We start from the raw sequence: 18332 nt of genomic DNA on the forward strand, positions 1-18332 counted from the left end.
GCTCTCCCTTAGATGCCGTCGCGGTAGCCGACAGTTTCTGGATAAACCACTTCAACAACGCCCAAGCGGCCGTAGTAGGTGGTGATTTGACGGATACCGCGATATTCCAGCGGAGTGCGCTGCAGCGGAACCAGAGGGAACCGTACACGGTCCTTCTCGTTGGTGTACGCCATCATGCGATTGGTGCTGGAAGCGCCGCGGCCGGTCAGCCATTTCAGGGGCTGAATGTTAAGTGGTCGACCATTGATCGAGTTCGACAGGCTGTTAACCTTCAGGTACTCGATGATAGAGATGTTGCCGGCGGTGGAAACGATACGGCTCACCAGTTTGCTATAGCTAACAGGATCAAGTCGCAGTTCGCTTGGGCAGATTGCAAAGGCAGACGCGGCCCAAACACTGTTCAGCAGGTCGTTCACGTCAGCCAGGATCTGGTCCGGGGTTGCAGTGGTCCAGCTCCCGGTAATGGCGTTGGCGACGTTGGTAACAACGGACGAGTTTACCAGGCCAGTTTCTCCCAGTTCGGTATCACCGATGTAAACCTGCTCGTCGATGTCCATGTTGTGCTTGAGTTGCATGCCCGAGAACTTCTGGCTGTCGACTGGACGGCCGAGCTGTTGAGCGGATGCCAGTTCAGGCAGTGTCCAGGACAGCTCCATACCCCACAAGCTCAGAGGCTTAGCGGTCTTGCCGATGTCCAAGCCAAGGCTCGCGATGGCACTGGAGTCTTTGCCGATCCAGGCTTTGCCGTTCGGGCTGGTACCACCGACGGCGGCGAACGTGCTGTTGGTGAAGCTGGACAGTTCGTCCGCGATGCTCACGTCTTCACGCAGCATGATGTCGCGCGACCAGGTCACCGAGGCCAGTGGGCCGTGCAGGCTCTGGTCGAGCCGCTCCAGTTCACCGATCAGGAAGACGCCCGTCGAATCGATGGTTTGAGCATCGAACGTCATCAGGCCGTCACGGGTGTAGGCGCGCTTGATCGAGCGCGGCAGAATCAAATTGCTCATCGAGCGTTCCCCTTAGATGTTGTACTGGATTTCGACGTTGCCAGAAGCGTCCGCCGGGCCCATGAAAGAAGCGATAGAGATCGCTACGGTGTTGGTGCTGTCGGCTACGGCTTCGATGCCACCGATAGGCTTGCCGGCCGCAGCAGCAGCTACACGCACATAGACCGCACTATCTTTGGATGCGGTACCAGCGTTCAGCTTCACGGTCATATAGCCACGGCGCAGAACATCAGCAACTCCCTTCGTTGGCGGGGTGGATGTGCCTAGCGGGTCAGATCCAGAGCCGCCAGTTGTTGGATAGGCGCGAACCAGCAGGCCGTAATCAGCGCCGTTGGCATCACCAGCACCGAACGGAACGAATTTTCCTGCGACGATCTTGCCGAACAGACCATAGCCCGCGAACGGAAGCGCTGGATCGAGAAACACCGGCTCGATGGTGGATTGGCTGGCACGAGTGACGTCGCCAGGAATGCCCGCAGGCATGCGATACAAAAATGCGTTACCCATTGGGGATTTCCTCAGTTACGGCCGGTGCCGTTCCAAAACTTGCGGTTGGCTTCGTTGATTTCGGCGACACCCATAGGAGCGCGACCGAAGTCTCTGGTGGTGATGGCGGTGCGGGCGCCGGATGCGTTGTTCTGCATCTTTACCAGTTCGGTAGCGCCGACGAAGGCGGCCGATACTTGGTCGGCGGTCATCTTCGACAGATCTCGGCCGGACAGGAACGGCTCGATCAATGCCCTGGCGTCACCAGTCATTGCCTTGCTCAGGGCCTGGCGCTGGCAGCTGCAGATATGATCGGCAGTCTTGGTCTTGGCGTCGCGGGTCTGGAAGCTGATGCCCGGAGCGATGATCTCGGCGCGGGATTTCACATCAGTCATCAGTGCGGCGTCGCCAGTGTAGGTCTTGCCTGAGGCTTCGGAGTTCTTGGCGGCCTCTTCAGCCTCGAGAATATCGTCCTCGGTCTTCGACTTGTCATCCTCGTCGTCGTCCTCGGTCGACTTCTTGATCTCGGCCTCCATATCTCCAACGCGGGCGCCCAAAGCGGTCACGGCCTTTAGGATGGAGTCGAGGGTTGCAGAGTCTCCGGTTTTGGCTTTACCACCATCGCCATTCTCTTCCCCTTCTTCCTCTTCATCACCGGTCTTGGCGCCTTCCAGTGCCTCTTCCAGCGCCGCTTCATCCTTCGCGCGGAAGGCCGTCATTACCCGGTCGCGCCAGGTGCGTTTCGGTTTTGCATCAGTCGTCTTGGCCACTTCGGAATCTCCAATTGCACATCGCGGGCCACAGCGGCCACGCTCTACCAGGGCTACGTGGTTTCCCACGATGTTCATCTGGCGGCCGCGACCGACCGCCAGTTGTTCGTAATCGGCGTCATAGCCGCAGGACACCTGCCTAAGCCCGCTTCGAACCTCTTCGATTGCGACCGAATCGGTGATCAGCAGGTCGGCCAGCATCAGGTCGCTTTCAATGTCGCTGCCCTGGCGCACGTTCTGGGTGATACCCATCGACAGTTCGCGCCAGTTGGCGGGGGTCACGAAATCATCCGGGTGGCTCAATGTCACCGGTTTGCCTTCAAAGCTGGCAATCGTCTCGGCGCGAAACACCTCGTCGGGATTCCGCTCGATGGTCACGATTCCGCCGGCGCCGCCTTGAACGATTGGGCCGTCGTCGTTGACCAGTTCGCTTTCGTCATAAACGAGCGTGCCGGTGCGTGCGATGGGCACCGCCTGACACAGCAGAAAGCCTTCAGGGGTCATGCTTTGCCGGGCGCTCAAGCGCTCAGGCGCGAACCAGCGCCCGGCCTCGTCCTGGGTTCTCACTTTCATAGTTGGGTTACTCGGGAATGACTGGTTCGGGGTAGCAGCGGCAGTTCGGGAAGCACCCGGCGTGGCCGGTCATCTTGTCCAGGGTGGGCGGCGAGTCCCAGCGAACGAACTTGCCGTTCATTTCCGCGTGCGAGTGACGAACGTCGCTGTCACCAGAGGTCCGCCAGATGTAGCCCTCGCTGCCCACCGATCTGGCCCGGGCCTCGGTCAGCGCCGATGCGGTGCGGGACACCTCGGTGCGCGCAATTACCTTGGCTTTGCTTTCGGACACTTCGCCCGAACGCTGGATCTCCTTGGCGATTTCGCTGGACCTGGTACCGTCCTCGATGCCTTGCAGCGTCAGTTCATGCACGCGCTTGGCGGCGTCGAGCGGGATGCTCTTGATCAACGTCACCTGCTCGGCGAGTAACCCCTGCATAACCTGGCCCGTCGGCGCGTTGCGAATTTCGTCGCGCAGCGCCTTGGACATGTTTTCGGTCATCACCGCCCAGGCCTTGCGATCCTGCTGGTTGACCTCGACGAGCATCTTGCTTGCCGTGGACACTGCCCAGTCGTTCAGCAGATCGGCGTAGCGATCGAGCATGGTGGTGATTGTGGGTTCAGCTGCCGGGTCACCAGGCGGAAAGCCGTTGATGATGCTTCCCACCTGGCGCGCTACCTGCGACAGAGAGGACTGGTATTGCCGCTCGGCTCTACTCGCCCTGACCGGGTTCCGGTTTCGCTTTTTGTCCCGGGTCATTAGGCGCATCGATCAGGTCCTTTTCTCCAGGGACTGGTGGTGGCTCGCTTTCGGCCTCTTTGATTTCGTCGTCAGTGATGTTCGACCAGAGCCCCGTAGTGTTACTGGACTGGCGCAGCTCTTTGAGAGCGGTGCCGCGATCTACGATTCCTGAGTCGAACGCCTGGACAACAGAATTCGTGTCCTTTGCACCAACTTCGGCTTTCTCGGCATCGCTAAGCTGCCATAGCGGAACGAAGTCGAATGCGAAGCCATCAGGCAGCGGCTTTCCAAGCTCCGATCGACTGACTACGTCACAGAGGGTTGTAACGCCAGCGCGCATACATGAGTCCTGATCGGCCTTTACGCTGTCGTAGTAGATGCGCACCGACGTGTCGTCACCGTTGCTGATACCGCCCGGGGACTGACCAAACAGGATGATGTCGGGCGTCTCAACGGCTGCACAGACTTGCTCGCCGAACTTGTCGATCACATCTGATAGGCCGGTAAAGCTGTACTGGTGCGTTTCGAAATCATCGGTCGAGTCCATAAGGGTCAGCCCTTCGTTGGACTGGAACTGACGGATCATGTCGATCTGCTTCAGGAGCGCCTCAAAGGTGCGTCCGCCGGTGGCGATCAGCTCTCGCAGCTTCTCGACCTTGTACGTGCGCAGGTGAGCTTTGTAGACCAGTTGGGCGGTGCCAGAAGTGACACTATCGAATGCGACCAGACGATCCCAGAGGCGCTCAAGTACAGACTGCCCCCAGCCGTTCTCAGCAATGCGCTGCCAGTACGGCAGCTCAACGCCTTCACGTCGGATCACGCGGGTGTAGTGGATCTTCTGGTTGATCAGCGCCTGGGCATCGGCCACGACGGTGTAAAACTTCGGCTTTCCGAGGTCAGGCCCATATTCGGTTACCAGATTCTCCAGTGATGGCTGAACCAGCCACCGGTCAAGCACCAACAATCCCTTGAACTGGCCCCTGCCGATTGAATCAAGGCGAAGCGGAGTTTCTGGGCGCTGACCATCGATCAGCATCACCGCGATCGAGCCACCATAGAGGCGCGACCACTTTTCGTTGTCGCAGAGCCCTTTCCAGATCTGCAAGCGCTCAAAAGCTCGGGACAGCTTGTCCTTTTCCTCTGGCGGCATGATCGAGTTGAATTCGATCCCCTCGCGGGTCATGTCCTTGGCGCGGCAATCCACGGCGCGGCCGGCAAGCCAACTCGACCGATACACGGCCTCCATCTGAATACGGTTGCGGCTGACGAAGTTGAAACCGTAGCTGCTGTCGCTGTGCTGGTTCTGGGTGCCAAGGCCGACGCGCGCTGTGAAGTTCTGGAAACTATCGTTCGTCATGAACGACTTTCGCGCTGCGTCGGTCTGCTGGTTTACCTTCGCAGCTCGAGCGTTTAACTGATGTTTTCTGCTCATCCTGCGAGTCTCTTCCAGATGTCGATGGACCTGGCCGCCGGCTGATAACAGATCATCACGGAGTCGGCGAGGTTTGGTGATTTCGTACCTTCGGGCGCCTTGTCGATGACGACTTTGCCCACGGCGTTGATGGTGTAAGTGGGTTGCGAAAGCTCCATAGTTAGGAGTGATAACTCGGCCAGGTCCGGTGATATCGAAATCAGCTCGTCCGGATCGAACGCCATCCCCTCGACCACGGCGCGGTATGTCGCCTGGAACCGCATGCGAAGCGCCCACCAGGCCTGGGCCTTGGCGTTGGCAAAGAAGTCCTTGTTCAAGCGCTCCTTGACCATCTGGCCTTCTGGGTCGTACACGCCACCGGAACCGCGAAACGGCTGGTCATTGATCTGCTGCGTGCCTGCTGTATGGCGCAACTCGTTGATTACCCGAGCATCACCTCGCACCCCGGCACCAAGACCATCGGCGTCATAGTCGAACGTCTCGTATCGACGCTCATCACAGATCGAAAACGCCTTGACCACGGTTGCGTAGATATCGCCACCCTTGCCGGACCAAGACTCGATGAAGTCGAGCAGGAAGCCATGACGACCGGCAAAGGCATTCTTATCAAAACCCTCATCCGCAACGTCGAGACCGCCGCGACGCATACCGGAAGGCTCAATGCCAAGCTTGGTGTGTGCGCCGATGGCTGCCTGCACCCAGGCAGACGGAATCACTACGCCCTCAACCGAGGCCGAGTAGTTGATGTCGATCTCTTGAGCTACGGTGACGGGGTCCAGGTCGTTGACCTGCTTCTCGTACCATGCGTCGTCCTTGCGCGGGTCATCCCGCCAATGGAACGTGAATACTTTGATCTTGCCGCTGTGCCGGCGCTGGGCGAATGAGTTGCCCATGCCGTTGGGTGTAGAGATGTCCTGCCGGCAGTTGGTGGTGGCCGACAGCGAAGCGTCGACCAGCTGAGGGCGCTCAAGGAACGCCGACTCATCCACGATGTAGAAACTAGTCCGGTCGCCCCGGCCAATGCCATCACCAGACTCTCCGGTGATCACCGACCCGGTATCCGGGAATAGGATGCGCATGTGCGGGGCGTGCTTACGGTCGTCCCAGGTGCCACGGAACTCTTTCGGCAGCAGCCGCATGAACGTCCGAGCCTTATCGAACAGCGATTTAGGCGACCCGATCTTGTCGACGTACTCCTCCTTGCGGGAGCCAAAGCCCACCACAAAGCCGCTGTTGAACATGCAAACAGTTGAAGCCAGCCCGATAGTGAGCCAGGACATGCCCATGTCGCGGGTCTTCTCAGTGATCCCTGGCTCTTGGTTGCGCCAGCGATCCATGAACCACTCAATCCATTCTTCCTGCTTGGGGAACAGCAGGAACGGGATGGATGCAGGAAGGCCTCGCTCAACGTTACGAGGGTCGGCAGTCATGCCCCAGTCAATGATGAACTGGGCAGGGTTATCACGGTAGAACGCTCGCAGGGCCGGAAGCATCGTCGGGTCGCGTCGAATGCGCGCAAGCCGCTCAGTTCGCCATTCGAAAACCTGTACATAGTCTGGGTTCTTGAAGTCGAACTGAAACGGGATGGGCATTTCAACCGCCTGACATGAGCTTCTGGTAGATACGGGCGGCCTCAATAGGGTCGTCGCTGGTTGCAGAGCTGGGCGCGTCTGATGGGCTGGCACCGTCGCTGCCCAGGTCATATGCCTGACGCTCAAGGGTGATCAGGTTTTTCAGCGTCTCGCCGAGCTCCTTCATAGTCTTGGTGCGAGCCGGTAAGTCGATGACCTTCATATACAGGTCGTTGCGCTTGTCCTGACCGTTGTCGTCTTCCGAGCGCAGCAGCTCACCGAGTTGCTCGAACAGGTCGCGGTTATCGGTCAACCCTTCAAGCTCATCCAGCAACTTGTTGGCGAGCCGGCGCCCCCGACCAATGTCAGTGCGATGCGCCAGGCGGATGTCAGCAATGACCTGAGCATTCGCCTCAACGATCCCTCGCTCGGTTGCCAGAGTTTCCGTGGAAACCTTGGTGGAAACCTCTGCTTTGGAAACCAGCGCATCAGCCTTGGCGTGGATCTTTGCCTTGAGGTTTCGATCCCATCCGCCAGCTTTGGCGCGCTTATTGATTGCGGTATGAGAAACGCCGCAGGTAGCGGCGATCTCTCGCACTGACAGCACGCCAGCCCTGTAGAGCTGCTCGATGCGCTCCCAGTCGGTGGGTTGCTTGTCGGTCATATGAATCCTTTACGCGCCACGTTTTCGAATGCGCCAAATCGTGGCGCGAATTACTTGCCCCGGCGATCTATGCCGCCTGGTGCCTTGTCACAGCTCAGGCAGCGCTCGCAGTTCAGCGTCCGGCACAGCCATGCCTTGACGCGCGGCCAGTGGTTGGCGACGAACCAGTGTCTTAGGCCAGCCAATGCGAGCGCTCCGTGGAAGGTGACGCCTGCAGCGCTGGGGCTGAGGAGCACAGTCTCACCCCGAGTAGCAATCGCAAACCCGGACACGGCGATTGCCGCGTAAATGATCTTGCCGACAATACCGTCTCTCACCTTATGGCTCAGTACGCACCAGGTCGCCCAAATGGCGATGATGGAGACGAAAGCCGTGCTCAATGTTTGAAGGCTCATGGATTAACCCCCTCCGAGCTTCGAGCGGATAAGCGCCCAGATGTCGGCGGCTTTGATGGCCCGGTTGATGGCGGTCAGGAGTGACCCGCCGAACGCCCCAAGAAGGAACCCAACACCAGCAACATTGCTAGGGTCAGTCACAGCCAGGCGGTCGCAAACAATGCCAGTCAAGTACAGGGCGCAGGCAATACCCGTCAGCAGGAAGATGACCCAGGACCAGAGATCCTTGAGGTCATCCTTGCTCCACCAGCTCGCGATGATGGCGCCGACTACCCCGGCAAGGATCAGGTCGGCCTTGTCGAGCAAGCGATGCAGGAATTCCATGCGCTCGACCTCTCAGTTGCATGAGTGAATAAAAAAGGCCGTCAGGTGGCGGCCAGACGCTGGGGAGCGGCGGCGAATAGATCAGCCCCGGCGGCACTCCCAGCTCAGAGCGAAGGGTGTGGCGGGGCCGAAAACAAGAAGGCCCCGATCAATGTCGAGGCCCTGAAAAGGTGAGCGTGTCTTCCCACGCTGCCAGCCAAAGACCACCACGGCGTCGACACCCAAGTGCATCGATCTCGCCGCTCATGTCTCGCGCCACCCTGAAAGCGTGTTAGGTCAGGGCGCGCGGGCTGCCGGTGTTTTTCCGTAGCGCTGCACTACCGGCTTATCAGCGTCCAGGCCTCCCGAGGGCTGCCCTGGCTGCAGTTAAAACTGAGATACATCCGGGAAAGCGTCCACTTCGGTAGCGGCTTTCCTCGGAGGTAAAAAAAGCCCGGCGCATATGTCCGGGCTTTTTCAATTGGCTGCAGGCGCATTCAGGCCGGGGCAAAGCCTTCGTACTCTTCCATGCCGGACTTTGCCGAGGCCATCACGAAGTGATTGCTGGATGCGCGCAGATTGGAAGCGATTCCTTCGTCATTCGACTGGCTGCCCGTTCGCCACATGACGAGGGTCAGTTCCAGGCGCTTCATGCCGACACTCGGCAGCTCAGCCAGCATCACCGCAGAGCGGTACGCGTAAGCCACTGGCTCGGCGAATGCCGACATGGAGAAACAAGACAGGCAGGCGGCGAGCGCCAGGCACACGTAAGCGGACATTCGCTTCATCATTCGGCGTTCCTTTTGGTGGGTTTCTTTGGGCAATAAAAAACCCGGCGCGATGGCCGGGTTTTCTTGGATCGGTGATCAAGTTGCCGAAGGCAAAATTATCAGGATGGCGCTAATATGCCACCAGCCGCACGGGAACGCAATAGGCCCTCATGCGGCCTCACGCATTTCGTAAATTACCGCCGCCACCGGACTGAGTGCTCGACGGTCCAGATCCTCGCAGCAATCGAAGATCAGTTGCTGCATGCCGCCCCAATCCCGCTCCCAGTTGCATGACTCCAGGCGCACACCGTAGAACTGCCACATCCACTCCCTGAACTTCTCGGGATTGGCGAACGGGTCTTCATTGGCCGACTGGCCGCCCTGGTGCATGTACTGATACCGGCGCATGACGCCCTTCACCACATACTCCAGCTTCTCCCGCTTGGCCGCCGTCATCCGCGGTGACTTGCTCTGCACCACCAGGAATACCACCTCTTCCGCCGCCTCGCGGATGTCGTCGCTCTGCTCGGCCGCGTACATGAAGTCACCGAAGACGCGGATCTGCGGGTGTAGCCGAGCGATTACCGACTGGATATGCCCAGCCAGGGCCCCATGCACCGCGTGATTCGCCGTAGGGCCGCGATCGGTGTTCTGCACCACCACGCCCAATTGAACAACGTCAGAGGTTTGGCCGGGGGCCGGGTTGTATTTGCAGTCATGCCACGCCTGGCGCGCTGAGTTGATCTTCATGCTGCCTCCCCCTGACTACCAACGTAAAACTCACCGTGGCGCTCTTTGCAAAACTCCTCATAAACCTCAGAGGCCATCACTGCTGACTCGAAAACCCCTAGATAGAAATTCCTGCCATTTAGTCGCGCCTGTGCCTGCCACCTTCGCGCCGCTTTGTTCCAGGTAACGCCGCGGTAGCCGGATGTGTTCAGCTCTCGGATGCCAGTATTCATGCCGTTTTGAGAGGTTGTGGCCTCGCGCAAGTTTTCCATCGCGTTGTTTGATCGGTTACGGTCGATATGATCAATCACCACCGGCCAGACGCCGTGGGTATAGAACCAAGCAAGGCGATGTGCGGAGTATCCATGCCCTCTCACCCGCACAACGATGTAGCCGTCTCGCTTGCGCATATATCCTGCAGATCTTCCTGCCTGGACCCTCGCAGATGAGTTCACAAGCCAGGTGAATTGCCCCGTATCTGCGTCGTAAGCAAGGACAGATTTTAGCTCTTCATGGCTGATCGTCATGCCGCATTACCCCTCTTCAGTTCTCTGGTCTTTGCCCGGTACTCGGCCTTGATGGCCTTGATCTCTTCGACGGTGTACTTGCGCACGCTCTGGTCGGATTCCAGGGCGTCGACCGCCTCCTGACCGATGCGCGCGATCAGGCCGATCCGGTAGTCCACGGCGTTGCCAGAGAGGAACCGGTTATCCTGCTTGCTTTGGGCATGGCAGTTGCGCTCATCGAAGCGCAGGTGCGGTGCGGAGCCGACGCTGCGATAGTGGCCGGCATCTACCGCGTTGCCGCTCCAGTCCAACGGCTTGCCGCTGGAGATGCAGAGGTGGCCGGCTGCCTGGTCACGGGTGCGGATGTACTCGTTGAACGCCTGCTGAGCCTCGCGCATGTGGTCGCCGCGACTTTTCAGGGCCTCCTTTCGAACCTTGATGTCGGCGCGGCCAATCTGATCCAGCGACTTGCGCGCCTTCGCCTGGTTCACGTCCTTGATGGCCAGGCCGCACTTCGGACTGCACACCGCCTGCCCGAGACGCTGCGGGACGAATGAGGACCTGCATGCTGGGTTCTTGCAGGTCTTGGGCTTGGGTTGTTTGGTGGATAGCATCAGAAGCCTCCCCGCATGCGCCGTTCTCTGTCCGCTCGCTTCTTCTCGCCCTTGCTTCGACCACCACCGCTGAATGGGTCTTCAGTGGGAATATCCAGCGCACCATGCGCACCAAGTTCAAAGTCGTTCGGATAGACCGCTATTTGGCGAGTAGGCCTAGCCCTAACAGCTCCGTCGAGAGCCCTAAGCGCTACAGCAATCCCGAGCGATCCAGCCCCGATAATTAGGATTTTTCTCATGCAGCCTCCTTGCTCAGCAGATCGGTGAAGACGACGCCCTGGCCGGTGAAGTAATTGGCCATGCGGTCGGTGTACTGGACGCCCTGGGCGCGATTGAACAGGCTGGTCACCGGGAAGCCGTCAGGGCCGAACAAGTGGCACTCACCCATCATGGCTAGCTTCGTTTCATAGGGCAGATGACGCATAACCCGATACCACTCAGCTTGGAAACCGGCGTCCTCGTTCAGCAGGATCTGCACGCCGAAGTGCAGCTTGCAGTACCGGCGAGCGTCGGCCGCGTCACCGATCTGGGTCATCTCGGCAATACGCTTGTACATCGCGAACCACAGGGCGTTCTGGTCGAGCGTGCGGTCCTTGCCAGGACGTAGGGAGACCACCACGAACTTCTTGTCCCGGTACATGGTGGTAAGGCAGGTAATGGCCTCGGAGAGCTTGGCCTGGCAGTTGACGCTGATCTTGTCAGTCATGGCCGACCTCCCGCTTTCACCCAGCGCCGGACGTAGAATTCACAGCCACCCGTGAGGGCCACGCCATTGGCCTTGCCGAGATGCGTTTTAGGCGTCCCGCAGCCGCAATGGCACTTAGGTTGACGGCCGCGGCGCTTTGGGCGCACTTCCATGTACAGGATGTGTTCAGCCAAGCCGCCGACTTGCCCCCAGCCAGCAGTACCGCCACGCATTGCGGCAGACCGAGCCGCCGACGAAAGCTGATTCAAGTCAGTCATGACTGCTCTCCCTTTCCCATGGCGCCGTCGATCTCAGCATCCACGTCGGTCAGCACGTTATTCCGCGGGAACCAGTCCTGAATCAACCAGATGAACGTCTGCTTCACGCGCAGCCACCGATACCGCTCCGCGTCAGCCTGATCCTTGCGCCACTCATCGCGTAACGCCTGCGCAGCCGCTACCAACGCCTCGTTCTCGGCCTTGAGCTGGTCGCGCTCAGATCTAGCCTCGTACTGCATACGGTTCGCTTTTTTGAAATTGCGAGCCATCGACGCATGCTCTGCCCCAAGCCTCGCGCAGCTTCCGCGCAGGCTGGAATTATCGAGCTGTAGCCGCTCGATCTCGGCGATCAGGGCCAGGACTGCGGCAGGGTTGGCGGCAAGCACCAGGTCCGCGTAATCCTTGTTCTGCGCCATGAGGTCAGGGAATGAGCGGTTCTGATGCACGTCGAAGACGATGCCGTTGTCGTTGCGGATGTACAGCGCACCGTGGCTGCGCATGAAGCGAAGCGGCTGGTGCTGCTGGCACGCCTCGGCAATCGCTTTCAAATCGCGGGAATCATTCATTCGGCGAACTCCTTGAGCAGTTGGCGCGCTCCCATGACGGCACCTTTGTCGCCGGATGTGCGGCTAATATCCTTGAGCCATTCCAGCATTCGGGTGTTCTGGGCTTTAAGGTCGATGACCATGCCAAGCAACTCATCCCCATCGGCGTCCATGTCGGACTTGAGCGCTTCGCCAATCGCGCCAAGGTCGCAGGCAGCGGCCAGAAGCATGCGTTTGTGGGATTCGAGATCCTTGCGCAGCACCAACGCGTCGCGCCGATGAGTGCTGGCAATGCCGACGAGCTTTTTGGTGCGCGCCGCCCTTGCTAGCCTTTTCGCCTTCAAGGCATCGTTTTCGGTCTTGAGCTGAAGTCGCTCGTCCACCGCCACTTTCGATCCGACACGCCAGCCCTCGGCGTATCCTGACTTCCAGCTTTCGTAGCCTGACAGCGCTTCAGGCACTGCTGGGTCTGTGCCCACAAGATCATTCCAATACGTCATGCTTGTGCCAGAGACAAAGCATGAGTTGCACCCAAAGAGCGATCCATCCAATAGCCACTCCGCTTCACGGCCACAGCGGCAACGCAAAGGCTTGACGGTTGAGGAATTCGCTGGCGGTGGAGCAACAGGTGGAATTTGCGGCCGGTAGAAATCATCGGGGGCTTGATTAACATTAATTCCGTCCTTGCTCATGACTTCACCTTCACGCCTGCTGCTTCGATGGATTGCACCAATAGGCCTACGATCTCGCGGTGGTGCGCTACTAGCATCCGCATGTTCGGGCTTCCGACACTTGTGAAGTCCTCGGGCAGCTCAATCACCAGCGCCTCGCGGGATTCCTGCCAGCCCTTCTGGAAATAGAACCAGGCGGACGACTTCATCTGCGCATACCCATGCTGGGCGTACAGATCGCTGCCGTAGGTGTTCAGCTCGGGTATGAAGTGAACACCTTGCTCTGCATCCACTTGTCCCCACTCGCGCTCAAACTCTTCACGCATCTTGTCGGTCATGTCCGCTTCTCCCCTGCTTCTGCGATCAATGCCATGCGCTCCAAACGCTCGGCGGCCTGACTGGACAAGTTCACACCGTCCGCCTCATCCACCACCGGCATGCACACGAAACGGATTCCGTGCTTGACCAGGGCGTTGGCCGCCTCAGGGGATTGGCGTAGCTGTGCTGGGTTTGCTCGCTTCATGGCCGTTGCTCCTGAGTCTTGTTCTTGCCGAACTTCGCGAGCAGCAGTGCGCGGGCTGACTTGCCGTCGGCCGGGATGCCTTGCTGAAGGATTCGTGCCTGGGCTTGCTGGTCGGCCAGTTCGTTGGCCAGCTCGAAGGCTGTCTTCTGGCTGTCGTGGCCGATGCCGGTGAGGATCTTGCCGTCCAGCGGCTGGCCTTCCTGGGCGCGGCGGATCACCACGGCGTAGTTGTGGTCGAAGCGCTGGCGCAGGCCCTTGTCTTCCTGCTTGGCGGCGCGCAGGTCGAACAGGCCCGTGGCAATGGCGGCGATCTTCACGCCTTCATGGCTGTAGACGCCCATCAATGCCTCCACCCATGCGTCAGCGCTCGCTGGCAGGCCGAACGCCTCGGGTCCAGGCTTGCACCAGCCTACGAACTGGCCGACGCTTGGCGCGAACGGTGAGCCGCTTTTCCGGCACTGCTCGATTCCGTATCGGATCTGCTCCAGTGAGCGGATGCCAGCGGCCATGAAGCCCATAGTCCAATTGCGCATCGCTGCGGCCTTGGCCTTGTCGTCAGGCCACGCCTGCTTGTGGGCCGGAAAAATGGCCTGCAACTGGCGGAACAGGCGTTCAACCACTTCGCCGGTTGCGTCATCCACTACGCCGAGCTGGGTGCTGGCTTGTGCCGGGGCCTGATAAGGCGCCGAGGTGCCCAGCGCCCGGGCAGCGCCGGGGATCATCTGAGTGACGTTCTTCATAGGTCATCACTCGTATCGGTGCGCCACGACTGGTCGTAGAAGTCCGGGCCATTGCCGACAGTCCTGCCTCCCGCCACAACCTTCTCCGGGAACAGACCGGTCCAGCCATTGCTGATGGACTGGTTGATCACGGCGTCAGGGTCGTGGTGACCGGCCAGGGTCTTGGCTTGCTTGGCACAGGTGGTGGCGGTCAGGGGCTTCTTGATTTCGCGGCGGTGCTGGCACCAGTCAGCCCAGGTTGATTCGCTGACGCTGAGAGGGCGCGCAATGAGAGGATCGAACTTCGAGGCCTTGCGCGAAGCGGACGGGGAAGCCTTGGCTGAGCCGCGCTTTTCACCCTCAGATGTACTGTTGCTCTTTGTATTACTCTCCTCCGCCTTTTCCGAATAGGGGTCACCGCCTTTTCCGAATAGGGTCGCCGCCTTTTCCGAATAGGTATTCGACTTTCCGAATAGGTCAGAAAGGCGCACGCGGCGCTCTACAACCTGCCGACCATCGCGGATCAGTTCGACCCGCAAAAGGCCCTTGGAAGAAAGCGCGCTGATGATTTCAGAGACACGGGAACTCGACAGGCCAAAGAACCTGGCGAAATGGCTGTTGCTGGCGTAGCACCCCCTGACAGGGTCTTGCAGGCTACCGATCTCGACCATCATCACTTTCTCAGTGATAGACAGCGAACGGTCCAGCCAGACCTCGGCAGGAATCCACACGCCTTTGAATTGGCGGGGTAGATCAGTCATGCCGCACCCCGCATAGCCTTGTCGTGAGTGAACAGGCCGTCCCAGGTCTTCTTCATGGGCAGCTCGCCGGCCAGGTACAGGTCGTACAGGCGGGCAGCACCCTTCTTCAGGAGGATTGGCGTGTAGGAGATGAAAGGATCTTTGCCGTGCGGGGTGACTTCGACCTGGTGCTCGGTCATGTACTTGTCGCGGGCGTAGGAGCCAACACGGTGACGGGTGCCTGACTTGCTCTCGTTGTAGAGCCAGCTACGCGATTCGAGGTAATTACCCACCTGCATGACGTTGACCCCATTGAGTCCCTTGCAGAACTGGGTGTGGGTCATGCCTTCCTTGAACAGGTTCTCCAGGGAATGGATCTTGGTGGCCTGCTGCTCGACCTGGGCGGTGAGCATCAAGCGGGCCTTTTCAGACTCCATGGCGATCTGCAGGATTTCTATGGTGGAGAGCGGTTGAGACTGAGCCACCTGCGCTTCCAGTTCGTGCCAGCGACGAATCACAGTCATGCGCATGGCGGCGCTGTAGCCTGTCAGCAGACAGTCGGTGTGCTCACGATCGAGCAAGTATTCGGTTTGCTCGCGGTTCAACGGGTCGAGATAGATGCATCCATAGTTGGATGCATCCTCGCCAAGCTCTTTCAGCAAGGAGAGGACGTCGCGCTTTACATGAAAATGCGCCTTTCCGGTCAGTTCGGCGATTTCCCGCGTCGACATGGTTTTACGCGCCACGTTTTCTGCAATCGAAAAACGTGGCGCGGGATTATTCAGGGCCTGTACATCGAGATTAGAGGTGTGCATAATCGGCTCCAGATTGAAACGATTTTTGCAAGCGCTGTGAAAGAGCCGGGATTGCGCCCCGGCTTTTTTGTGCCTGCGATTTGGGTTTATGGGTTGGGGTCTTCATCAGTCCCTCCTTTTTCAGGCCCTATTCCGGCCTTCGGCGGGTCACGCCTTGTTGTTGGTAGATGCCGGATCTTTCCAGCCCCTTTTGGCCTGGTCTTCTCGAAAAAGCGTTCTGCTCCAAGCTTTGCGGCGTACTCGTCAGGGGTCATCCCTGCCGCTGCTGCCAACCGTTCAAGCTTTTCGTAGAGGCGCCCATCGATCCCGTGGCAGATCGTGGTTTCAGGCACGTAGCCTCCTTAAGGGCCTTCAGGCCTGCATGTGTTTCCCGTTAACATCCAGTTCAACGATGCTTTCCAGCTTTTCCTCGACGCACATGCGAACGAAGACCGCGAGCTGGAGCTTGTGCAGGCGCGCAACAGCCTTCAGCGCCTCGTAGGTTTCGTCGTCATAGCGGGACTTGATCTCCCGGTCTTTCAGGTGACGCGTGTCGTGATATGCCATTGGTGAGGCTCCTTTAGTGGGTGCATGCAAGGTGGTTAAGCGGCAGAAAGGGATTCGACCGGATATAAATCAGGCCGAAGCTCATGGCGGGATATGCCAGTAGCTTTTTCGATAGGAAGTGCCTGACGTGCGGGAACACCCCTGACCTTCCAGTAGGAGACCGCCATAGGGGTCACGCCAAGAAGCTCGGCAAGGGCTTTGCCCGATCCGGCCGCAAGGATTGCGCGCTCAAGAGGTGTGGGTTTCATAAACAATTCCGCCGTCGGCGAGTAAACACCAGTCAACGATACGTTTATTTAATAAACAACACAACCCCGGTAAACTCTGTGTTTATGACTAATGAACATTCTGGCGACCGGCTACGGCGGTTTATGGCCGAGCAAGGCCTTACCGCAAAGCAGGTCGCTGAAACCCTTGAGGTTTCACCGCAGACTTTAAATAACTGGTTTAACCGGGGGCTCCCAGCACGCGCCATTTATCAGGCAGCTCTAAAGCTGTTTGTGGGCCAGCACTGGCTAACCACGGGGGAGCCTGACCCGTCTGGCCGATCCGACCCTCCAGTTCCGCCAGCCGCCGACTCGAACGCATCTTTGGATGGCCCTTTCGATGTCTGGGATGACGACACTCCCCTGGAAAATGATGAGGTGTACGTGCCTTTCTTAAAGGAGGTGGAGTTATCGGCCGGTAGCGGCAGGACGGTCGTCGAGCAATCCCACAAGCAAAGACTTCGATTTGGGAAGATGACTCTGCGGCGCCAGAATGTTCAGCCTAGCGAGGCGGTATGCGTGACCGTCAGCGGGAACAGCATGGAGCCGGTTTTGCCGAACGGCAGCACGGTAGGAGTTGACCAGGGGTCAACATCCGTCATTGACGGGAAAATGTACGCGCTGAACCATGGCGGCCAGCTTCGGGTGAAGATTCTTTATAGGATGCCGATGGGTGGCTTGCGCCTGCGCAGCTATAACCGTGACGAGCATCCCGACGAAGAGTACACAGCTCAGCAGATGATGGAGAACGAGCTTGTCGTTCTTGGAAGGGTTTTTTGGTATTCGGTCCTGGTGTAGCCGAAGCTTCCGCGCATACAACCAAACCAAATCAGTAGCCACACCACAACTAAGCCCGGCCCAGCGCCGGGCTTCTTGTATCCGCCATCCCTGCATTACCCCCTTCCCCTCGCAGGCATCGACCTGCGCCGAATAGCACGACCTGCTGATTTGTAGTCGACCTGCTGCCCGCCGCTGAGCGGGCTTTTTTGTGCCTGCGATAAACACAAATAAACAAATAGTGTTGACGTGTTTATAAACGTGTTGTTTACTAGGCCCATCGAGTCACCCAACAGGGACTCGCCAGGGCCTCAGGGCCTGACCCGCTCTTTAGTCACACAGCTTCACCCTTGCCGGATAACCACCGGCCCAGATTCAAAGGCAGCGATGAACCGGCCTAAACGGTTCAGAGGGTTGGCAACTGACCCGGGCGTGCAGCGTAAAGCGCCAAGAACAGTTATCCAGCGGGAGAACAAGCCGAAAGGCCCGCGGCTGGAGTGACATTTGATTCAAGCCGGTGACGGCCGCCAGTAGCGGGTCACGGTGAACAGATTTCCTCGATGCCCTTGGCGACAGGGTCATCTGGGAAGCAAAACGGGAGTCCAAGATGCTTACTTATGATCAAGCAATAAGCGCCCTAACCTACAACCCCGCTACAGGGATGCTGACCTGGAATAGCTCGCCTAACACGCGGATCGTTCCGGGACGCACAGCAGGCAGCAAGGGCACCAATGGCTATATTCGAATCAAGATGGGCGGCAAGACATACCTCGCCCACCGTGTTGCCTGGCTGATTCATCGCGGCAACTGGCCCGACGGTCAGATTGATCACGTAGATGGATGCCGGCAAAACAATGCGATTGCCAATTTGCGTGATTCAACCCCATCCCAAAACCAGCATAACCAAGCGCTGCGCAAGACCAACAAGTCTGGCGTGAAGGGTGTTAGCTGGAATCCAGATTCCAGAAAATGGCACGTCCAGGTGACGCTGAATCGAAAGGTCCATAACGGCGGCCACTACGAATGCTTGGCCGAGGCAACAACGGTAGCTGCAACGCTGCGCGACAGGCTGCACGGCGACTTTGCACGACACGACTAACCGCTTCTATGAGGCGGCATTGGAAATCAACGGAGGAAGTGAAATGCCGAAGTACATGCTCGACTACATCAGGCTTTGTAGGGAATGCAGCCTTGACCTGCGCACCGTCGGCAACATGCGCAGCATC

Annotated in this window: 26 protein-coding genes; 2 read left to right on the forward strand and 24 right to left on the reverse strand. The window is 58.8% G+C overall.

The features are described 5' to 3' along the window. Positions 1–8: 8 nt before the first annotated feature. From L9Z73_RS03450 to L9Z73_RS03565, 24 genes are all read right to left on the reverse strand, one after another. A complete protein-coding gene (locus tag L9Z73_RS03450) occupies positions 9–1007 on the reverse strand; it encodes a DUF2184 domain-containing protein (RefSeq protein ID WP_247396387.1) in 999 nt (332 codons plus the stop codon). Between the two features lie 12 nt (positions 1008–1019). Continuing rightward, complete coding sequence (locus tag L9Z73_RS03455; protein ID WP_247396390.1) at positions 1020–1514, reverse strand: structural cement protein Gp24; 495 nt, start codon at positions 1512–1514, stop codon at positions 1020–1022. 11 nt (positions 1515–1525) lie between these two features. Next, the gene (locus tag L9Z73_RS03460; RefSeq protein ID WP_247396393.1) at positions 1526–2836 is read right to left on the reverse strand and encodes a DUF2213 domain-containing protein; all 1311 of its coding nucleotides are present in this window, start codon (positions 2834–2836) and stop codon (positions 1526–1528) included. Between the two features lie 7 nt (positions 2837–2843). Next, entirely contained in the window at positions 2844–3482 is a 639-nt protein-coding gene (locus L9Z73_RS31280) for a phage minor head protein (protein WP_247396396.1), read from the reverse strand. 46 nt (positions 3483–3528) lie between these two features. Beyond that, entirely contained in the window at positions 3529–4989 is a 1461-nt protein-coding gene (locus L9Z73_RS03470) for a DUF1073 domain-containing protein (protein ID WP_247396399.1), read from the reverse strand. Then, positions 4986–6581 (reverse strand): hypothetical protein, encoded by a 1596-nt coding sequence (locus L9Z73_RS03475; protein WP_247396401.1) that lies wholly within the window; start codon positions 6579–6581, stop codon positions 4986–4988. Before L9Z73_RS03475 ends, L9Z73_RS03470 begins: the two co-directional genes overlap by 4 nt. Position 6582: 1 nt before the next feature. After that, complete coding sequence (locus L9Z73_RS03480; RefSeq protein WP_247396403.1) at positions 6583–7224, reverse strand: helix-turn-helix domain-containing protein; 642 nt, start codon at positions 7222–7224, stop codon at positions 6583–6585. A gap of 50 nt (positions 7225–7274) precedes the next feature. After that, complete coding sequence (locus L9Z73_RS03485; protein WP_134939314.1) at positions 7275–7619, reverse strand: hypothetical protein; 345 nt, start codon at positions 7617–7619, stop codon at positions 7275–7277. Positions 7620–7622: 3 nt separating this feature from the next. Continuing rightward, complete coding sequence (locus tag L9Z73_RS03490; protein ID WP_108524306.1) at positions 7623–7943, reverse strand: MFS transporter; 321 nt, start codon at positions 7941–7943, stop codon at positions 7623–7625. 476 nt (positions 7944–8419) lie between these two features. After that, on the reverse strand, positions 8420–8710 hold the full coding sequence (locus L9Z73_RS03495; protein ID WP_247396405.1) for a hypothetical protein: 291 nt from the start codon (positions 8708–8710) through the stop codon (positions 8420–8422). 150 nt (positions 8711–8860) lie between these two features. Further along, positions 8861–9442, reverse strand: coding sequence for a hypothetical protein (locus tag L9Z73_RS03500; RefSeq protein WP_247396406.1), 582 nt, complete (start codon positions 9440–9442; stop codon positions 8861–8863). Further along, complete coding sequence (locus L9Z73_RS03505; RefSeq protein WP_247396408.1) at positions 9439–9948, reverse strand: HNH endonuclease; 510 nt, start codon at positions 9946–9948, stop codon at positions 9439–9441. Before L9Z73_RS03505 ends, L9Z73_RS03500 begins: the two co-directional genes overlap by 4 nt. Beyond that, positions 9945–10541 carry a recombination protein NinG gene (locus tag L9Z73_RS03510; protein WP_247396410.1) on the reverse strand — a complete coding sequence of 199 codons (597 nt, stop codon included), beginning with the start codon at positions 10539–10541 and terminating at the stop codon, positions 9945–9947. Before L9Z73_RS03510 ends, L9Z73_RS03505 begins: the two co-directional genes overlap by 4 nt. Positions 10542–10776: 235 nt before the next feature. Next, positions 10777–11247, reverse strand: coding sequence for a hypothetical protein (locus tag L9Z73_RS03515; protein ID WP_247396412.1), 471 nt, complete (start codon positions 11245–11247; stop codon positions 10777–10779). A 253-nt stretch (positions 11248–11500) separates the two neighbouring features. Beyond that, on the reverse strand, positions 11501–12070 hold the full coding sequence (locus tag L9Z73_RS03520; RefSeq protein ID WP_247396414.1) for a hypothetical protein: 570 nt from the start codon (positions 12068–12070) through the stop codon (positions 11501–11503). Continuing rightward, the gene (locus tag L9Z73_RS03525) at positions 12067–12741 is read right to left on the reverse strand and encodes a hypothetical protein (protein ID WP_247396416.1); all 675 of its coding nucleotides are present in this window, start codon (positions 12739–12741) and stop codon (positions 12067–12069) included. Before L9Z73_RS03525 ends, L9Z73_RS03520 begins: the two co-directional genes overlap by 4 nt. After that, complete coding sequence (locus L9Z73_RS03530; protein WP_046483908.1) at positions 12738–13058, reverse strand: hypothetical protein; 321 nt, start codon at positions 13056–13058, stop codon at positions 12738–12740. Before L9Z73_RS03530 ends, L9Z73_RS03525 begins: the two co-directional genes overlap by 4 nt. Then, positions 13055–13243, reverse strand: coding sequence for a DUF1382 family protein (locus tag L9Z73_RS03535; RefSeq protein WP_247396418.1), 189 nt, complete (start codon positions 13241–13243; stop codon positions 13055–13057). Before L9Z73_RS03535 ends, L9Z73_RS03530 begins: the two co-directional genes overlap by 4 nt. Continuing rightward, positions 13240–13983 (reverse strand): replication protein P, encoded by a 744-nt coding sequence (locus L9Z73_RS03540; RefSeq protein ID WP_247396420.1) that lies wholly within the window; start codon positions 13981–13983, stop codon positions 13240–13242. The genes L9Z73_RS03535 and L9Z73_RS03540 overlap by 4 nt, the downstream gene beginning before the upstream one ends. Further along, positions 13980–14723, reverse strand: coding sequence for a helix-turn-helix domain-containing protein (locus tag L9Z73_RS03545; protein WP_247396422.1), 744 nt, complete (start codon positions 14721–14723; stop codon positions 13980–13982). Before L9Z73_RS03545 ends, L9Z73_RS03540 begins: the two co-directional genes overlap by 4 nt. Then, on the reverse strand, positions 14720–15517 hold the full coding sequence (locus tag L9Z73_RS03550) for a Rha family transcriptional regulator (protein WP_247396423.1): 798 nt from the start codon (positions 15515–15517) through the stop codon (positions 14720–14722). Before L9Z73_RS03550 ends, L9Z73_RS03545 begins: the two co-directional genes overlap by 4 nt. A gap of 86 nt (positions 15518–15603) precedes the next feature. Further along, positions 15604–15849 carry a hypothetical protein gene (locus L9Z73_RS03555; protein WP_053254929.1) on the reverse strand — a complete coding sequence of 82 codons (246 nt, stop codon included), beginning with the start codon at positions 15847–15849 and terminating at the stop codon, positions 15604–15606. Between the two features lie 19 nt (positions 15850–15868). After that, positions 15869–16063, reverse strand: a complete 195-nt coding sequence (locus L9Z73_RS03560; RefSeq protein WP_053254928.1) for a hypothetical protein — start codon at positions 16061–16063, stop codon at positions 15869–15871. A 35-nt stretch (positions 16064–16098) separates the two neighbouring features. Further along, positions 16099–16311: a transcriptional regulator gene (locus L9Z73_RS03565; RefSeq protein WP_010568092.1), complete on the reverse strand. Its 213-nt coding sequence runs from the start codon at positions 16309–16311 to the stop codon at positions 16099–16101. Between the two features lie 84 nt (positions 16312–16395). Here L9Z73_RS03565 and L9Z73_RS03570 point away from each other — a divergent pair, with 84 nt between their 5' ends. Further along, a complete protein-coding gene (locus tag L9Z73_RS03570) occupies positions 16396–17127 on the forward strand; it encodes a LexA family transcriptional regulator (RefSeq protein ID WP_331717242.1) in 732 nt (243 codons plus the stop codon). 586 nt (positions 17128–17713) lie between these two features. Then, the gene (locus L9Z73_RS03575) at positions 17714–18205 is read left to right on the forward strand and encodes an HNH endonuclease (protein ID WP_247396425.1); all 492 of its coding nucleotides are present in this window, start codon (positions 17714–17716) and stop codon (positions 18203–18205) included. Positions 18206–18332: the final 127 nt, after the last annotated feature.

Origin of the sequence: Pseudomonas emilianonis (assembly GCF_023072625.1) — a bacterium.
Taxonomy (GTDB): domain Bacteria; phylum Pseudomonadota; class Gammaproteobacteria; order Pseudomonadales; family Pseudomonadaceae; genus Aquipseudomonas; species Aquipseudomonas paraveronii.

Coding starts and splice junctions, on each gene's coding strand:
- L9Z73_RS03545 (WP_247396422.1), bottom strand. CDS start 14,723: ATGACTGATCTACCCCGCCAATTCAAAGGCGTGTGGATTCCTGCCGAG.
- L9Z73_RS03480 (WP_247396403.1), bottom strand. CDS start 7,224: ATGACCGACAAGCAACCCACCGACTGGGAGCGCATCGAGCAGCTCTAC.
- L9Z73_RS03530 (WP_046483908.1), bottom strand. CDS start 13,058: ATGACCGACAAGATGCGTGAAGAGTTTGAGCGCGAGTGGGGACAAGTG.
- L9Z73_RS03475 (WP_247396401.1), bottom strand. CDS start 6,581: ATGCCCATCCCGTTTCAGTTCGACTTCAAGAACCCAGACTATGTACAG.
- L9Z73_RS03450 (WP_247396387.1), bottom strand. CDS start 1,007: ATGAGCAATTTGATTCTGCCGCGCTCGATCAAGCGCGCCTACACCCGT.
- L9Z73_RS03565 (WP_010568092.1), bottom strand. CDS start 16,311: ATGAAACCCACACCTCTTGAGCGCGCAATCCTTGCGGCCGGATCGGGC.
- L9Z73_RS03525 (WP_247396416.1), bottom strand. CDS start 12,741: ATGAGCAAGGACGGAATTAATGTTAATCAAGCCCCCGATGATTTCTAC.
- L9Z73_RS03535 (WP_247396418.1), bottom strand. CDS start 13,243: ATGAAGCGAGCAAACCCAGCACAGCTACGCCAATCCCCTGAGGCGGCC.
- L9Z73_RS03460 (WP_247396393.1), bottom strand. CDS start 2,836: ATGAAAGTGAGAACCCAGGACGAGGCCGGGCGCTGGTTCGCGCCTGAG.
- L9Z73_RS03515 (WP_247396412.1), bottom strand. CDS start 11,247: ATGACTGACAAGATCAGCGTCAACTGCCAGGCCAAGCTCTCCGAGGCC.
- L9Z73_RS03505 (WP_247396408.1), bottom strand. CDS start 9,948: ATGACGATCAGCCATGAAGAGCTAAAATCTGTCCTTGCTTACGACGCA.
- L9Z73_RS03520 (WP_247396414.1), bottom strand. CDS start 12,070: ATGAATGATTCCCGCGATTTGAAAGCGATTGCCGAGGCGTGCCAGCAG.
- L9Z73_RS03485 (WP_134939314.1), bottom strand. CDS start 7,619: ATGAGCCTTCAAACATTGAGCACGGCTTTCGTCTCCATCATCGCCATT.
- L9Z73_RS03560 (WP_053254928.1), bottom strand. CDS start 16,063: ATGGCATATCACGACACGCGTCACCTGAAAGACCGGGAGATCAAGTCC.
- L9Z73_RS03490 (WP_108524306.1), bottom strand. CDS start 7,943: ATGGAATTCCTGCATCGCTTGCTCGACAAGGCCGACCTGATCCTTGCC.
- L9Z73_RS03470 (WP_247396399.1), bottom strand. CDS start 4,989: ATGAGCAGAAAACATCAGTTAAACGCTCGAGCTGCGAAGGTAAACCAG.
- L9Z73_RS03540 (WP_247396420.1), bottom strand. CDS start 13,983: ATGAAGAACGTCACTCAGATGATCCCCGGCGCTGCCCGGGCGCTGGGC.
- L9Z73_RS03510 (WP_247396410.1), bottom strand. CDS start 10,541: ATGCTATCCACCAAACAACCCAAGCCCAAGACCTGCAAGAACCCAGCA.
- L9Z73_RS03495 (WP_247396405.1), bottom strand. CDS start 8,710: ATGAAGCGAATGTCCGCTTACGTGTGCCTGGCGCTCGCCGCCTGCCTG.
- L9Z73_RS03575 (WP_247396425.1), top strand. CDS start 17,714: ATGCTTACTTATGATCAAGCAATAAGCGCCCTAACCTACAACCCCGCT.
- L9Z73_RS03570 (WP_331717242.1), top strand. CDS start 16,396: ATGACTAATGAACATTCTGGCGACCGGCTACGGCGGTTTATGGCCGAG.
- L9Z73_RS03550 (WP_247396423.1), bottom strand. CDS start 15,517: ATGCACACCTCTAATCTCGATGTACAGGCCCTGAATAATCCCGCGCCA.
- L9Z73_RS03500 (WP_247396406.1), bottom strand. CDS start 9,442: ATGAAGATCAACTCAGCGCGCCAGGCGTGGCATGACTGCAAATACAAC.
- L9Z73_RS03455 (WP_247396390.1), bottom strand. CDS start 1,514: ATGGGTAACGCATTTTTGTATCGCATGCCTGCGGGCATTCCTGGCGAC.